This is a genomic window from Ferrimonas futtsuensis DSM 18154 (genome assembly GCF_000422645.1).
GTDB lineage: Bacteria > Pseudomonadota > Gammaproteobacteria > Enterobacterales > Shewanellaceae > Ferrimonas > Ferrimonas futtsuensis.
In genome coordinates, this window is sequence record NZ_AUGL01000009.1 from 126,984 (window position 1) to 141,121 (window position 14,138).

The 14,138-nt window shown below is 60.1% G+C and carries 15 protein-coding genes and 1 pseudogene; 5 read left to right on the forward strand and 11 right to left on the reverse strand.

Annotation, left to right across the window (positions count from 1 at the left end; genetic code table 11):
* Positions 1-74: 74 nt before the first annotated feature.
* The 5 genes from G505_RS0107820 to G505_RS20925 form a co-directional block, all read right to left on the reverse strand.
* On the reverse strand, positions 75-488 hold the full coding sequence (locus G505_RS0107820) for a GNAT family N-acetyltransferase (RefSeq protein WP_028109059.1): 414 nt from the start codon (positions 486-488) through the stop codon (positions 75-77).
* Positions 489-560: 72 nt separating this feature from the next.
* Positions 561-905, reverse strand: a complete 345-nt coding sequence (locus G505_RS0107825; RefSeq protein WP_051215985.1) for a hypothetical protein — start codon at positions 903-905, stop codon at positions 561-563.
* Between the two features lie 63 nt (positions 906-968).
* Positions 969-1,649: a helix-turn-helix transcriptional regulator gene (locus G505_RS0107830; RefSeq protein ID WP_028109061.1), complete on the reverse strand. Its 681-nt coding sequence runs from the start codon at positions 1,647-1,649 to the stop codon at positions 969-971.
* Positions 1,650-2,016: 367 nt separating this feature from the next.
* On the reverse strand, positions 2,017-3,900 hold the full coding sequence (locus G505_RS0107835; protein ID WP_028109062.1) for a hypothetical protein: 1,884 nt from the start codon (positions 3,898-3,900) through the stop codon (positions 2,017-2,019).
* Positions 3,901-4,000: 100 nt separating this feature from the next.
* The gene (locus G505_RS20925; protein ID WP_051215986.1) at positions 4,001-5,041 is read right to left on the reverse strand and encodes an AraC family transcriptional regulator; all 1,041 of its coding nucleotides are present in this window, start codon (positions 5,039-5,041) and stop codon (positions 4,001-4,003) included.
* 117 nt (positions 5,042-5,158) lie between these two features.
* Here G505_RS20925 and G505_RS0107845 point away from each other — a divergent pair, with 117 nt between their 5' ends.
* From G505_RS0107845 to G505_RS0107865, 5 genes are all read left to right on the forward strand, one after another.
* Complete coding sequence (locus G505_RS0107845; protein WP_028109063.1) at positions 5,159-6,919, forward strand: N-acyl-D-amino-acid deacylase family protein; 1,761 nt, start codon at positions 5,159-5,161, stop codon at positions 6,917-6,919.
* Complete coding sequence (locus G505_RS0107850) at positions 6,916-7,758, forward strand: SDR family NAD(P)-dependent oxidoreductase (protein ID WP_028109064.1); 843 nt, start codon at positions 6,916-6,918, stop codon at positions 7,756-7,758. The genes G505_RS0107845 and G505_RS0107850 overlap by 4 nt, the downstream gene beginning before the upstream one ends.
* Before the next feature lie 143 nt (positions 7,759-7,901).
* Entirely contained in the window at positions 7,902-8,144 is a 243-nt protein-coding gene (locus G505_RS0107855; RefSeq protein WP_028109065.1) for a nickel-binding protein, read from the forward strand.
* Between the two features lie 182 nt (positions 8,145-8,326).
* Entirely contained in the window at positions 8,327-8,617 is a 291-nt protein-coding gene (locus G505_RS0107860) for a putative quinol monooxygenase (protein ID WP_028109066.1), read from the forward strand.
* Positions 8,618-8,636: 19 nt separating this feature from the next.
* A complete protein-coding gene (locus G505_RS0107865) occupies positions 8,637-9,185 on the forward strand; it encodes a thioredoxin family protein (protein WP_028109067.1) in 549 nt (182 codons plus the stop codon).
* Positions 9,186-9,191: 6 nt separating this feature from the next.
* On the opposite strand, the gene G505_RS0107870 is transcribed toward G505_RS0107865, so the two are convergent.
* The 6 genes and pseudogenes from G505_RS0107870 to G505_RS0107890 all read right to left on the reverse strand — a co-directional run bounded on the left by G505_RS0107870 (position 9,192) and on the right by G505_RS0107890 (position 14,118).
* A complete protein-coding gene (locus G505_RS0107870; protein WP_028109068.1) occupies positions 9,192-9,695 on the reverse strand; it encodes a lipocalin family protein in 504 nt (167 codons plus the stop codon).
* A 51-nt stretch (positions 9,696-9,746) separates the two neighbouring features.
* Entirely contained in the window at positions 9,747-10,523 is a 777-nt protein-coding gene (locus G505_RS23340) for a glucose 1-dehydrogenase (protein WP_425402172.1), read from the reverse strand.
* Between the two features lie 276 nt (positions 10,524-10,799).
* A pseudogene (locus G505_RS23345) lies at positions 10,800-11,633 on the reverse strand (phosphotransferase family protein); the annotation flags it as partial.
* A complete protein-coding gene (locus G505_RS22385; RefSeq protein ID WP_051215987.1) occupies positions 11,551-12,258 on the reverse strand; it encodes a TetR/AcrR family transcriptional regulator in 708 nt (235 codons plus the stop codon). The gene G505_RS22385 and the pseudogene G505_RS23345, both read right to left, overlap by 83 nt.
* Complete coding sequence (locus tag G505_RS0107885) at positions 12,255-13,445, reverse strand: acyl-CoA dehydrogenase family protein (RefSeq protein ID WP_028109069.1); 1,191 nt, start codon at positions 13,443-13,445, stop codon at positions 12,255-12,257. The genes G505_RS22385 and G505_RS0107885 overlap by 4 nt, the downstream gene beginning before the upstream one ends.
* A 1-nt stretch (position 13,446) precedes the next feature.
* Complete coding sequence (locus G505_RS0107890) at positions 13,447-14,118, reverse strand: histidine phosphatase family protein (RefSeq protein WP_028109070.1); 672 nt, start codon at positions 14,116-14,118, stop codon at positions 13,447-13,449.
* Between the last annotated feature and the right edge of the window lie 20 nt (positions 14,119-14,138).

A 14,138-nucleotide genomic window follows, 5' to 3' on the forward strand; every position in this document is an offset into this window, starting at 1 on the left:
ACTCCCTGCCTCTTTGATCTCTGGCGCCGGTGGATCCTGGCGCATCAAAAAGCCGGCCTAGTGGCCGGCTTTTTTTAAAGAGTCTTAGTCATGTAAGCCCGACAACCGGTCAGCGGATACGCCTGCTGCTCCCATACCGTCTGGTAGCCCTGCTCTTCGTAGAAGGGTCTGGCCTGAAATTCCAGGGTATCAAGCAGGCACCATCGGCACCCTCTCTGCTTTCCCTGGTGTTCAAACTCTTCAAGAATTTGCCTGCCCCAACCTTTCCCGCGCAGCTCAGTGTCGACCCAGAGCCAGTCCAGCTGCAGCCAGTGGCCGAAACTGCTGCCGCTGGCCCCAGCCACCAGTTCACCCTGGTCATTGTGGAGCGCCACCGCCAGAGGCTTGCGCTCCACATCGGGCCAGTTGGCACGATTCAGCGCCCGAATTTTTGAGCGCAACGATTCCACCAACTCGTCTGTTGGTATTTGAACAATATCAAGCTTCATGACCCTTTCCCTGGCTCACCTTTTCCTCGCAATTCAGTGCCTAAGTGGAACAGAAATGAATGGAAAACGGAATCACTGCTGAGGCATACCCCAGGCGGTGGCCTGAACCACAATGCACTGCCTGGCATAACCGAAGTGCCAGAGAGTCTCGTCATCAATGCTGATATCGACCAGGTAGTGGGTGCCGGGAATCACCTGCTTAGCCGCCTCCAGTGCCTGTTGGGTGGAGGGCGGTTCATCCATGGGCAGCAGATAGAGACCTTGCACCTGGCAGCTGCGCCCCTCTACCGTCCCCAGGGCGAAGGCTTGTTGGGAACCGCCCTGAAAACTGTGGGCCGCGAAAGTGCCATGCAGCGAAGAGGTGCACCCGCCCAAAACCATCATCATAACGATCACTCGGCACATCATTTGAGCCATGGTCGCACTCCTTGCAAACCGTGTTGATTCTCAAATCAAAAATCGCCGAGAGCCGGAATAAAGTCAATCAATCAAACCCAATGTATGGGCCATGCTGATCAGTTGTGCCCGGTTGCGGGCATTGAGCAACTCCTTGAGCCGGTCCAGGTGATAGTTGACGCCACTCTCGGTGAGTGACAGCTGCTCCGCGACCTCTTCGCTGGAGAAACCTTCGGCGGTCAGCCTGAGGATCTGCAGGGCCAGCTGATGACCGATTTCCGCTTCATGCTCCCTCAGATTGGTGAGCAGCTCCTCTCTGGGGAGATCAGAGCAGTACACAAAGGCCGCCAGCCAGTCCGGGTGATACCGCACCGGCAGGTGCCATACACCGCGACTGCGGATGCCGTACTCCGCCAGCAACCGACCAAACTGCTCTCCCTTGGCGCCGTCGAGGCCCGGGTCTGCCCAGACACTCAGCCCCATGGGATGCTTATTGAAGTAGGCTTCATCACTGCTGGCAAAATGTTGCAGGTATTGATGGCGAAACCTCAGAATCGCCTCGCTGGAATAGACGCCGCATTTGGCTTTGATCATCTCCTGAGGAATCCGCCGCCGCAGCTTCTTAAACTGGTGCAGACTGGGGATCATCACCTTGGTGGTAATGCCATAGAAGAACTCGGTAATCCCAAAGCGGCGAAGATACTCCCTGGCTCCTTGCACCATCTCTGGCTCAATGTCACAAGGCTGGGTATGGGTGTTGCTCATCTTGGTCTGCTCTGTTGGGGGGATGCATCTCGCCATTGTATTTGCCCTTCATACAGACAGTACTGGCATATCTAATAGTAAACGAAATTCTTGCCCAGGGTTCGGTCCAACATCCGGCAAGGCGTGATCCGGATCATGTCCATTCCTCCAAAGCAGGCGTAGGTTAAACCTAATAAAAATGAGTGGGTTGAGCTAGCAGAGTGGTTTTCTCTCCCCTACTAGAGTGCCATCCGTTACCTGGCGCAGGAGCGGCCTGTTCGTCAGGCGGGCAAGGGCCTGACAGCGCGTTTGTAAAACCTCTCCTTCACACTTCCGCTGGTTAAGGAGAGCAAAACTGGCCCGCAGCAGGGACGCCGCGGGCCTTTTCTTACCCCTGATTGGGATGACAGGTCATGCAGGAATAGGGGTCGGGGAACACCCGGCTCATGTCCCAGTCGGAGTTCACCGAGCTCCACACCTTCTCATAGGGCTGATAGTTGCCCTGGGCATCCCTGGGCAGGGCGTTGAGCTCGTTGGGGTCGTTGTAGATCTTGTCGTTGCTCTTGATCTGCTCCCCTTCATACAGCCTGCGGGTGGAGGCATCACCATGATGGCTGGGGGTATTACTCTCCCCGGCATGGCACCAGAAGCAGCGGGCGGTCTCGCCATGGCCCGCAGGGGCACCGTTGCTGCCGTGACAGGTGGCGCAGTAATAGGGCTGGGTCTGATCAAAACCATCGCTGCTGTTCACCGGCCAGCTGTGGCCGCCGTGACCCCGGGGCTGTTTCTGCTCGTTGTGACACTCGGTGCAATCGGCGATGCCCCAGCCAAAGTGCCCCTCGGTCAGCAGTGGGCCCTCTTCAGGCAGGCTGAAGGTCTGCAGGGTCATGATGTCGGAGCCATCTTCCGCCTCACTGAAGTCACGCTGGGCAGACTCCTTGCCGTTGTACTCCTCCATCCCGAACAGTTCGTAATGACTCTTGTAGACCAGCATGGTGAACTGCACCGGTTGGTTCATCACCCAGGTGTCCGACATCATGTGCATGATGTTACCGCCGAAATTGGCGTTCCAGTCCAGCCGGCAATGCTCCGGGTCCGCGACCAGGTCCATGCCGCCTGTTGCGGGCGAAGAGAAGTTGCACACGGAGGCGGGGGAGAAGTCGCCATGCACGGCCATATCACCATAGACGGTGGCCCAGCCCCGGCCCACTTGTGAGGCGACGCCGTCGACCCGGAACAGGGCGAAGTGCTCCACCCTGGCACCGGTGGACAACGATGGCCAGTAGTTAAACGCCATATCCAGGCCGGCATCGGCGGCAGAGAGGAAGATGTCCATCTTGGTGATCACCCCGGGCTGGAAAATATCCGGCCGCATGTTGTGGGCGGTCACCTCCAGGTTGGGGATCACCACCGGCTTGGGCTCTCCCGGTTTCATTATCTGAAGTTGGGGCAGGATCACCTTGCCGTCGCCCGCGGCCAAACGCGCCATCTCCCGCTGCTGCACCCAATGGCGCCGCTGGGTCATCTCCGGGGAGAAGGGCTGGAAGCGGATGGTCATCCGCGGCTGCAGCCAGACCTGATCCAGCCTCTCATAGTGGGCCTCGCCCTGGGGTCCCAGGCCGGTGAGGGTGCCATTGAGCTTGATCAGCTCGCCGCCGTCATACTTGACCCGGCCGTGCCAGTGCGCCCCCTGAAAGTTGGCGTAGAGGTCGTTGTCGTTTTCATCAAACACACCGTCGCCATTACGATCCCAGGAGACCACAAAATCATGGGTATCACGGCCTGTCTGCTCCGGTCCCTGCACCTGCTCCAGCTTGAGATCGGCGCGGGTGGCCGCCAGGTAGCGCAGGGCATCGAATACCGAGTAGTGGCCGTCGACAAAGATATCAGGACGGGCACTGCCGGCGCCGAGGCCATCGGGGTTGGTGCGCAGTACTCTGTCCATCTCCGCCGCCTGAACAATGATGGGGGTCTCGTCGGGGTTGTAGACACCGTCTAAGTGGGCGTCGCGCTCATCGATATGGCCATCGCCATTGAGATCCCGCGCACTGTCACTCTGAAGCCAGTCCTTCAGCAGGTCAGGATAGCGTCCCAGGTACACCTGGAACTGCCCCTCGAACACGGCCTGGGGGCTCACATCCACCGTCAAGTACGGGGATTGAGGGGGCTTAGGCTGGGGCTCGGGAACCACAACATCGCCATCGTCACTGCCGCAGCCGCCCAACAGGGCAGCCAGCAGCAGCGCAGAAAGGGGGTATCTGCTCATCATCATATCTCTCGTTTTCCATTATTGGCCCGATGGGGCGTCAACGAGAGTAGGCGAGCACGCCTATGGCGCTACTAAGGGATCTGCCAGTGTTTTTCAACGGGCATTAGCTCTGTGATGTGCCTCGGGTTAAGCGGGTCAGCCCCTCCCGATGAGCTGAACGCCATAGGTGGGGCGACACTCCCATCCGCCGCTTGAAGGCACGGGAGAAGGCGCTGAGATCGTGATAGCCAAGGATCTCCGCCAGCAGCGTTACCTCCATGTTGCTGAATCTCAGGTGCCAACAGGCGGACTGCATGCGCAGTTCACTGAGCAGGGCCCTGAACTCCACCCCTTCCGTCTTCAGCTGTCTCTGCAGGGTGCGTCGATTCAGCCCCAGCAACCTGGCAATATGGTCAATGTTGGCCTGACCGCTGCCCAGGGTCTGCTGTATCAGGCCACTGACCTGGGCCACCCTCCCCTGCCCCGACACCTTAAGACGCTCACTGATCTGTCGGCTCAGACGCTGACTGTCCTCGGGTTGCGAAGGGTGCAGTTGACGCCTCAGAAAAGCTCCTGGGATCCACAGGGTGTCCTGGGGCTGATTGAACATCACTTCACAACCAAAGTGATCACGATAGCAGTGTCTGGAAGAGAGCGGCGCGTGGGCGAAGTCGACCCGGGCGGCACGAAAGTCAGGCCCAATCAGATCCCGACACAAGCGGAAACAGGCACTGATGGCCAGCTCCTTATAGTGGCGGGAATCGGTTTCACCGTGAAAGTTGTCGAAACGTTGGATGGCCAGCAACTGCCCCTGGAGTCGGTGGTCCCAGTACTCAGACTGGTTGTGAAACGCCATCAGACTGCGCACCGCCTTGAGGGCCTGCTCCGGCGTGTCACAGCGGCGGAGCACCATGCCCAGCTCACCCAACATGGTGAGATCCTGCAGCGCCCCCAGTTTCAGGCCAAACTCCGGACAACAGAGATCCGAGGCACAGCACTCCAGCAGCCTGGCCAGCTGCTCGATATCCATGGTCTGCTCACTGTGAAGCTGTGCGGGCGTCAGCCTTGCCAGGGCGAGCTGCTGCTCGGCGTTGCCACCCATCGCCTCTATCAGGCGATCAATACCCACCAGGGCACTGACCCTGATACGAAATCCTTGTGTCATGCCATTCCTCCCTGTGAACAAGTATCATCCAACCCCTGTCACCAAATGACAAGCGCCATAATGAGAATGGGAGTAGGATGCATTTCTATAGGAAAACTGCTTAAGGAACAGGCAACCATGGCTGAGTACGATTTTCTGATTCGACGGGGGCGCTACTTCGACGGCAGCGCCAGCCCCTCCTTTGTCGCCGATGTCGCCATCACAGGCGGGCGCATTGCCAGGGTCAGCGCCGACCCGCTGCCCACAGAATCTGCCGCCAGGGTGTTCGAGGCAGAGGGCAAGTGGATCACCCCCGGGTTTATCGACACCCACACCCACTACGACGCCGAACTGCTGGTCAGCCCCAGCCTGTCCGAGTCGGTGCGCCACGGCGTGACCACGGCTCTGGTGGGCAGCTGCTCCCTGAGCATGATCTGCAGCGACTACGAGGACGCTTCAGACATCTTCACCCGGGTGGAGACGGTGCCCAGGGAGAAGGTGTTGCCCATCCTCAAGGACAAGAAGTGCTGGAAGACACCGACACAGTGGCTGGCACACATCGATACCCTGCCTCTGGGGCCCAACCTGATCAGCTTCCTCGGCCACAGCGACCTGCGAGCCAGCGTCATGGGCCTGGAGCGCGCCACCGACCACAGCATCACCCCATCGGAGGCTGAGATGCAGGCGATGGAGGCACTGCTGGAAGAGGCGCTGCAAGCGGGATTCCTCGGGCTGTCCACCATGCGATTGAAGTGGGACAAAATAGACGGTGACCGCGCCTGGTCCCGCAGCCTGCCCAGCACCTACGCCAAATGGCGGGAGATCGCCCGGCTGAACCAGCTGGTGCGCCGCTATGGCCGGGTGCACCAGGGCGCGCCAAACGCGGCCACGCCACTGCGCATCTTCGATTACGTCAAGGAGAGCCTCGGCTGGCGGCGCAAACCCCTTAAGACCACCCTCATCAGCCAGATGGATCTCAAGGGCAGCCGCTACCTGACCAACCTCACCAAGCTCACCTCCCGTTTCACCAACCTACTCAGGGGTGACTTTCGCTGGCAGGTGCTGCCCACTCCCTTCACCGTCTATGCCGACGGCATCGATGTGGTGTTCTTCGAGGAGTTTGGCGCCGGAGAGATGGCCCTGGACCTCAAAGACCAGGTGGAGCGCAATGCCCTGCTCAAGGACGAAACCTATCGGCGGGAGTTTCGCAAATTCTATGGCGAGAAGCTCAGTCCCAGGGTGTGGCAGCGGGATCTTGGGGACGCCACCATCATCGATTGTCCAGACACCACCCTGGTCGGCCGCAACTTCCAGGAGGTCGCTACTGACCGAGGCATCCATGTGGTGGATCTGTTCCTGGATCTGGTGGTGGAGTACGGCACCAAGCTGCGCTGGTACACCACGGTGGCCAACCACAGGCCTCAGGTGCTGAAGAAGCTGGTGAGCGATCCCCACGCCATCATCAGCTTCAGTGACGCCGGTGCCCACATCCGCAATATGGCCTTCTATAACCTGCCTCTGCGCATGCTCAAACTGGTGAAGCAATCCATCGATGAGGGACAGCCGGTGATGACCCTGGAGCAGGCAGTATGGCGCCTCACCGGCGAGCAGGCCCAGTGGCTGGGGGTGGACGCCGGCAGCATCAAAGAGGGAGACAGGGCCGACCTGGTGATTCTGGATCCTGACGAGCTGAGTCAGAATCTGGAGTCGGTCAGTTGGGGCGAGATGGAGAACTTTGACCTTCAGAGGCTGGTCAATCGCAACCCCGGCATCGTCCAACAGGTGTTCATCAATGGCAAGCTGGCAGTGGACGGGGATGTGGTTCAACCCGATCTCGGCAAAACTCCAGGCTTTGGCCGCTTTATCCCCGCAGGCCAAGCTCGAGGAGAGCGATCATGAGTGATATGCGACCACGACTGGTGCTGATCACCGGCGCCTCCAGCGGCATAGGGCTAGGCCTGGCCAGGGCCTACGCCGCCAAGGGCTGGAGCATTGCCCTGCTGGCCCGAAACCCCAAGAGACTGGAACGGGCACTGCTGGAGTGCCGCCATCTGGCCACCGATAACAACCAGAGCTTTGAAACCTACGAAGTCGACGTTGCCGACGCCGCTTCGGCCTACGGCCATCAGCAGCAGGTCGAAGCCAGACAGGGGGTACCGGATCTGCTGCTCCTCAGCGCCGGCATCGTCCAGAGCATCCCCTTCATGGAACAGAGCGACGAGGAGTTCGATGCCATCCTCACCACCAACTTGCTGGGATGCCGACGCCTGGCCAAAGCCTGGCTGCCCCAGATGGTGGAACGTGGCAGCGGACAGATCTGCTTTGTCAGCTCCCTGGCCGGACTTATCGCCCCCTATGGTTACTCTGGCTACAGCGCCAGCAAGTTTGCCCTGTTGGGGATGGCTGGGGCACTGAAACAGGAGGTGCACGCCTTGGGCATCCGTGTGTCGGTGCTCTGTCCACCCGAGGTGGATACCCCGATGGTGGCCCAGGAGCGCACCTACATCAGCCCTGTGGCCAGGCTGCTGAAAGATCTTGGCGGCACGCTTCAGGTGGATGCGGTCACCCGGGCCACCCTCAAAGGGCTCGAAAAGAAACGATTTCTGATCATCCCCGGCGTTCAGGCCAAACTCACCTATCACTTTGCCCGGCTGTGTCCCGGGCTCTTCGACTGGGCAATGCAGAGAATCGTGGACTGGGCCGGAAAGCGTCACATCCGGCAACAAAAAGTGGGATAAATGCGTCGTTACGTCACCGGCCATCTGGCCTATCCTTTGATAGGTTGATTCCCGTTCCGCAATCGTGAGCCAAGGTGGCCAATCTTTGTCAGCAAAGCAGAGACCGATGGCCACTAAATACAGAAGGACGGAGGAGACAACGTATGCCTAAGTTCATCGACACTCACCCCATGGAGCCCTTTACCGAGCAGCAGCTGAGAGATCTGCAAAACGCACCGGCGGATGAATTTGGTGTCACTCACCACGACATCCTGTTCAGCAGGAAAGACAATCTGATCTACTGCGTGCTGGAAGCCCCCAACGCCGAAGCGATTCACAAGCACCACGCCAAGGCTGGCATCTCCTGTGACTGGGTTCGTGAAGTGGAATCCACCCGCTCGAAATGATCGACACCCATCGGCCGGCGCCTCAACAGGCCCGGCCACTCAGTTCCCTTCGGACATTGAATATTTTTTCGAAGCACACTGTATTCTTTAGATTCTTTTAATAGTGCTTCAACCCCTGGCTACTTTAACCCTGGGGACAAGGTGCTAGGCTTGAGGTCCTACACAATGCCAAGGAGACCCCCATGACCAAGCTGACCATCGTCGCCCACATCAAAGCCAATGCCGACAAGATTGAGCTGGTAAAATCGGAACTGCTCAAGCTGATCGCCACCACCCGCGCCGAATCTGGATGCATCAACTACGACCTGCACCAGGACAATGACAACCCGGCGCACTTCCTGTTCTTCGAAAACTGGGCATCCCGGGAGGCGTGGCAAGACCATATGGCCAATGATCACCTCAAGGCGTACCTGGCAGCCGTAGAGGGCGCCGTGGAGAGCTTTACCGTTCATGAAATGACCCAGATTGGCTAACGGCCCACAGGAGCTTGATATGCTACTGGACACCCCTGTCTGCAACTTTGGCTGGAAAGCCCCGGACTTCACCCTGAGCGACCCCCATGGCATCCCCTTTACCCTGAGTGAGCAGTTGGGCAGCAAAGGGCTGCTGGTGATGTTCATCTGCAACCATTGCCCCTATGTAAAGCGGGTAGCCCACCGGCTAGCCGCGGACACCAGACAGCTGATGAATGAAGGCATTAACGTGGTGGCGGTGATGTCCAACGATTACCGGGATTACCCGGAGGATGCGCCGCCCAAGATGGTGGAGTTTGCCCGGCAACACGACTTTCCCTTCCTTTACCTGGTGGATGAGGACCAGGCCGTCGGCAAAGCGTTTAACGCCATCTGTACCCCGGACTTCTTCGGCTTCAATGCCAAAGGGGAGCTGCAGTACCGGGGGCGTCTGGATGACGCCAAAATGGGCGATGAGACCAACCGAACCACCGAGCTGCTCGACGCCATGCGGATGGTTGCCGAGACCGGAAGCGGCCCACAGGAGCAGCATCCCAGCATGGGGTGCTCCATCAAGTGGCGGAACTGAAACGCATCAGGGGTTGACGATCAGTGGCTGCAGATCAAACCCCAGCTCAGCGGCACGCTGCCGGAACCTGGTCATGACCTCCTCGGAGACTTCAGGTGTGCGTGCCAGCAACCACAGATACTCCCGGTTGGGCCCGCTGACAAAGGCGTGTTGATACTCCGGGTCCAGCTCGAACACCACATAGGCGCCGAAGAAGGGGCCAAAGAAGGAGACCTTGAGATGGGCCACATCGGACTGGCCGACCGGGTAGGCCCGGCCGATGGCCTCGCTCATCTCTCCGGTCTTCTCATCAACACCGCGATTCACCACGTGGATGCCGCCATCCTCTCGCATGGAGTATTCGGCGGTCACGTCTCTGAGGCCACGTTCGAAGCGGTGATCCAGCCGGGCCACCTCATACCAGGTGCCCAGGTAGCGCTCCAGCTCAAACGGCCGCACCGGCGCTATCCCCTCGGGCGCCGAGGTGCAGCCGGTCATCAACAGGGCAAAAATAAAGAACAACCGCTTCATAACACTCTCCCTTTTTAGACCAACGATCTACGCACACAGTCAACCCGCGGATCACGCCAGATAGCCACCATCCACCGGCAACTCAATGCCGGTAATGTACGCCGCCGCATCGGACGCCAGGAACAGGAAGGCGGGGGCAATTTCAGTGGGCTGCGCCGCCCGGCCCTGGGGGATCAGCCCCAGGATCTGCTTCAGCAGCGCCGGGTTGTCGGTCAACGCCGACGCAAACTTGGTCTCCGTCAGGCCAGGCAGCACCGCATTGACCCGGATGTTGTAGCGGGCGCACTCCTTGGCAAAGGCTGCGGTCATGCTGTTTACCGCCGCCTTGGTGATGGAGTAGATCCCCTGCCCCGGCGCCGGAATGCGGCCATTGACCGAGGCGGTATTGATGATCACCCCGCCCCCCTGCTCACGCATCCTCACTCCGGCCAACTGGGCAAACTGGAAGTAACCGCAAAGATTCACCTCGATGGTTTTCTCCATCGCCTCGCGGGGGGTATCCAGAATGTGGCCAAAGTAGGGGTTGGCTGCGGCATTGTTCACCAGGATGTCCAGTCGGCCATACTCGGCGTCGATGCGCTCAAACAGCTGCTGCATCTGCGCACTGTCGCCGCCATGACAAGCGATAGCCCTGGCATCGCCACCACTCTCACGGATGTCTACCGCCACCGTTTCCAGGGATCCCTGGTCGCGGCTGGAGAGGATCACCCTGGCGCCATGGGCCGCATACAGTCGGGCCACCGCCTCGCCAATGCCCCGACTGGCGCCGGTCACCAGGGCCACCCGGCCCTCAAGAGAGAGCAGCCCTGTGCCTTCGAGCTTTTGCAGCAGCGCCGGGCGCACGGCCACCTGTTCCAACTCATCAATCTCTGCCGCCGCCCTGTCCATCAATACCGCAGCCATCTCACCAAATCGTGCGAAGGCGGGGTGTTGGCGGCTGCCCTCCACATAGCGATACCAGATCTGCTGGACAATGACCGCCAGCCGGAACAGGCCAAAGACGTAGTAGTAGGCAAAACTACTGACATCCCGGCCGGTCTGCTCACCGTAGTAGGCCACCAGTTGGCGACGGCTCCACATCCCCGGCAGGTGGGTCGGCATCTGCCTGAGCATCTTCATCTGGGGCGGGTCGCCCGCCTCCACCCAGTAGGCCATGGAACACCCTAGGTCCATAAGGGGATCGCCCAGGGTGGCCATCTCCCAGTCCAATACCGCACGGATCTCGGTGGGGTCTTCCGGGTTGAGTACCAGATTGTCGAACTTGAAATCGTTGTGGATCACCGCCTGCCCAGACTCCGGCGGCCGGTTGTCAGCCAGCCAGGTCATGATCCGCTCCGCGCCGCGGGCCCCCGGGGTCAGGGCGTTGCGATAACGCTCGCTCCAGCCTGACACCTGACGCTCGACATAGCCCAAAGGTTTACCCAGTTCCGCCAGAGGCGTGCCGTCAATGGGCAGAGCATGGAGCTTCACCAGGGTATCCATCATCGTCTGACACAAGGCAGACGCCTGGCTTTTGGCCAGCCCCAGGGTGTCCGGCAGGCTGCGCCTTAAAATGATTCCCGGCTCATAACTCATCAGGAAGAAGGGGCACCCCAGAACCTGTTCATCCTGACAGCTGTGGAGAACCTCGGGCACCAGGGAAAAACCGTCCGCCACCGCCGAGAGCATCCGCGCCTCCCGGTCCATGTCATGGGCGGTGGCCGCCTTGGTTCCCGGGGGCGGCATGCGCAGCACCAGGGTGCGTTCCGAGCACTCCAGCATAAAGCTCAGGTTGGAGGCCCCCCCTTCGAAGGGGGTCACCGACGCCAGTTCACCCAACTGGGGGAGATGCTGAGCGAGATAGGCACGCAGGGCTTCAAGGTTGAGGGATTGGGTCATTGCTGGTCTCTCCATGACACAGAAGTTGAACTCGGTTAAGCAGGTAGTCGGTATAGGCATCCACGCTGACACCGGCTTTACGAAAGTGGCTGCGCCTCAGGTACCAACCCTGCAACAGATGCTTAAGCAAGCCAACGGCGATCACCGGTTGCTCCACCTGCCCCAACTGCATCAGGCTGCGATGCAGCTCGTCATCCACCTGTTCGCTCAGGGCCAGCGCTTCCCGGCGAAGGGTGTCGCTCTGATGGCGCGCTTCCATATAAGCGAAGTAGAACCAGGGCTGCATCAGCTCACTCAGATAGAGGTGATAGCGGCAGATCGCCTGAAGTTGCTGCTGCCGGGGCAAAGCACGAATCATCGGCAGCAGCACCTGCTCGAACTGAATCCGGATAAATCGATGAATGGAGGCGGCCAACGCCTCCTTACTGTCGAAGTAGCCGTAGAGTCCCCCAAGGCTGAGGCCGCTTGCCTCACTGAGCTGACGCAGAGTCATGGCATGAAACCCCTTGAGGTTCGCCAGTTCAAAAGTGGCGTTGATGATCGCCGCCAGCCTGGCATCGGTCCGCTTGGGGTTCTTCTGTTTCAGCTGGGGCAGGCAGTGGTGGCGAAAGCTCTGCCACAAGCCGTCTGGCTGCCACTGCAGTTGCCGCTGAAACTGCTCCAGAGAGCAGGCAATGTCAGTCATCGATGCGCCCTGAGCAGGTGCTTCGCCGCAGACAGTTTGTGCACCTCATCTGGGCCATCGTAGATACGAGCGGCGCGCTCCTCCCGGTAGAGGAAGGCCAGTATGGTGTCGTCGGTGACGCCCAGCCCCCCGTGAAGCTGAACCGCGGTATCCACCACCTGCTGCAGCATGCGGGCGGTGTGGAACTTGATCATGGCGATCTCCGCCCGCACCGTGGCAAAGTCCTCCCTGTCCACCTGCCAGGCGGTGTGCAGGACGAACCAGCGCGCCGCCCGGTGTGCCGCTGCGGCTTCCGCCAGCAACCCTTGGGCCAGGGGTTGCTCTCCCAGGGTCTTCTGAGCGGTGATCGCCCGCTGATTCAGGTAGCCAACGGTCTCATCCAGGGCCCGCTGGGCCAGTCCTAGCCAGCGCATGCAGTGGTGTATCCGCCCTGGCCCCAATCTGGCCTGAGCCAGGGCAAACCCTTGCCCTGCCTTGCCCACCAGGGCATCCGCCGGCAGTTTGACGTCGTCGAACAGCATCTCGGCATGGCTGAAGGGGCCGTGACCCTCTCCGCCCATCACCGAGATGTTGCGGATGCGGGTGACGCCGGGGGCATCCATGGGCACCAGCAACATAGAGGCCTGCTGATGGGGGGGGGCTTCCGGGTGGGTCTTGGCCATCACTATGGCAAATTCGGCCCCTTCGGCGGCGGTGGTAAACCACTTGTGGGCATTCAGGTGCCAGCAGTCGCCATCGAACTCTGCCTCGCTGTTCATCATCAGTGGGTTGGACCCGGCCAACTGACGTTCGGTCATGGCGAAGCAACTGCGAATTTCCCCCTTGGCCAGGGGCTCCAGGTAGCGGCTGCGCTGCTCGGCGGTGCCGCAATGGAGCAGCAACTCGGCGTTGCCCGCATCCGGCGCCTGACAGCCAAAGGCAAAGTGCCCCAGGGGGGAGTAACCCAGGACTTCAGCCAATTGAGCAAACTCGATGAGCGACAGGCCCATCCCGCCCAGCTCGGTCGGCAGGTGCGGGGCCCACAGCCCAAGCTCGCGAACGCTCTGGCGCACCTCCTCCAGCTCGCCCATCAGAGTGGCGTAGTCATGGCTGAGCAGCAGAGGTTCGAGGGGAATCAGTTGCTCCCGAACCAGAGAGGACGCCTCGTCGCAGGCGGTTTTCAGGCCGGGTGAGAGGGAAAAATCCATATTACCTCCATGTCAGCATATCCTGTCGGCGCAGATGGCCATTGATGTTGAACGCCTGCAACTGCCACTGTCCACGGGCATAGCGCAGGTGGGTTATACTACAGTTATTAACTTGGTGAATAAGTTCAGCCATATGAGAGGCTTGTGCCCCTAACGCCTCGCCTGCAACCAGGCTGATGACACCGCCGCTGGTCACCGCCAGGGTGGGCTTGTTGCCCTGATGGTGCTCGGCAATGGCTTCGAGGACCCGATGTCTGAACTGACTGAAGCTCTCCCCTTCACGCTGACCATGATCTGCGATCCAGACCCTGAGGGCTTCGCTCATCAGAGGCAGGAAATAGCGCATATCCTGACTGGCTTCCTTCGGGGTCAGGGACAACCCCAGTCGCTCGCAAGCCGCCGGCCAGTAGAGGGGAATAAGCTCCATGATCTCCAGTTCATTGAACCCCGGGTCCTGCCGTTCTGTGGGGGTAAACCCTCCGCCACGGCACACCCCCTCCAGGGTCTGGCGCTGACGTTTCAGGCTGCCGCTGACCAGGGTGGCATCGGACAGGTTCCAGTCCGCCAGCTCCTCACCCAGGCAGAGAGCCTGCCGCTGGCCCAGATCGCTCAGTTGGTCGTAATCCGGACTGCCGAACATCGCCTGACCGTGACGGAGCAGATAGAGATCCATAAGAAGTTTCCGAGATGAGA

Bases quoted from the DNA above. Each gene is read 5' to 3' on its own strand.
- G505_RS0107845 (WP_028109063.1), top strand. From the start codon at position 5,159: ATGGCTGAGTACGATTTTCTGATTCGACGGGGGCGCTACTTCGACGGC.
- G505_RS0107835 (WP_028109062.1), bottom strand. From the start codon at position 3,900: ATGATGATGAGCAGATACCCCCTTTCTGCGCTGCTGCTGGCTGCCCTG.
- G505_RS0107865 (WP_028109067.1), top strand. From the start codon at position 8,637: ATGCTACTGGACACCCCTGTCTGCAACTTTGGCTGGAAAGCCCCGGAC.
- G505_RS0107820 (WP_028109059.1), bottom strand. From the start codon at position 488: ATGAAGCTTGATATTGTTCAAATACCAACAGACGAGTTGGTGGAATCG.
- G505_RS0107870 (WP_028109068.1), bottom strand. From the start codon at position 9,695: ATGAAGCGGTTGTTCTTTATTTTTGCCCTGTTGATGACCGGCTGCACC.
- G505_RS0107830 (WP_028109061.1), bottom strand. From the start codon at position 1,649: ATGAGCAACACCCATACCCAGCCTTGTGACATTGAGCCAGAGATGGTG.
- G505_RS0107850 (WP_028109064.1), top strand. From the start codon at position 6,916: ATGAGTGATATGCGACCACGACTGGTGCTGATCACCGGCGCCTCCAGC.
- G505_RS0107855 (WP_028109065.1), top strand. From the start codon at position 7,902: ATGCCTAAGTTCATCGACACTCACCCCATGGAGCCCTTTACCGAGCAG.
- G505_RS20925 (WP_051215986.1), bottom strand. From the start codon at position 5,041: ATGACACAAGGATTTCGTATCAGGGTCAGTGCCCTGGTGGGTATTGAT.
- G505_RS0107825 (WP_051215985.1), bottom strand. From the start codon at position 905: ATGGCTCAAATGATGTGCCGAGTGATCGTTATGATGATGGTTTTGGGC.
- G505_RS0107885 (WP_028109069.1), bottom strand. From the start codon at position 13,445: ATGGATTTTTCCCTCTCACCCGGCCTGAAAACCGCCTGCGACGAGGCG.
- G505_RS0107890 (WP_028109070.1), bottom strand. From the start codon at position 14,118: ATGGATCTCTATCTGCTCCGTCACGGTCAGGCGATGTTCGGCAGTCCG.
- G505_RS22385 (WP_051215987.1), bottom strand. From the start codon at position 12,258: ATGACTGACATTGCCTGCTCTCTGGAGCAGTTTCAGCGGCAACTGCAG.
- G505_RS0107860 (WP_028109066.1), top strand. From the start codon at position 8,327: ATGACCAAGCTGACCATCGTCGCCCACATCAAAGCCAATGCCGACAAG.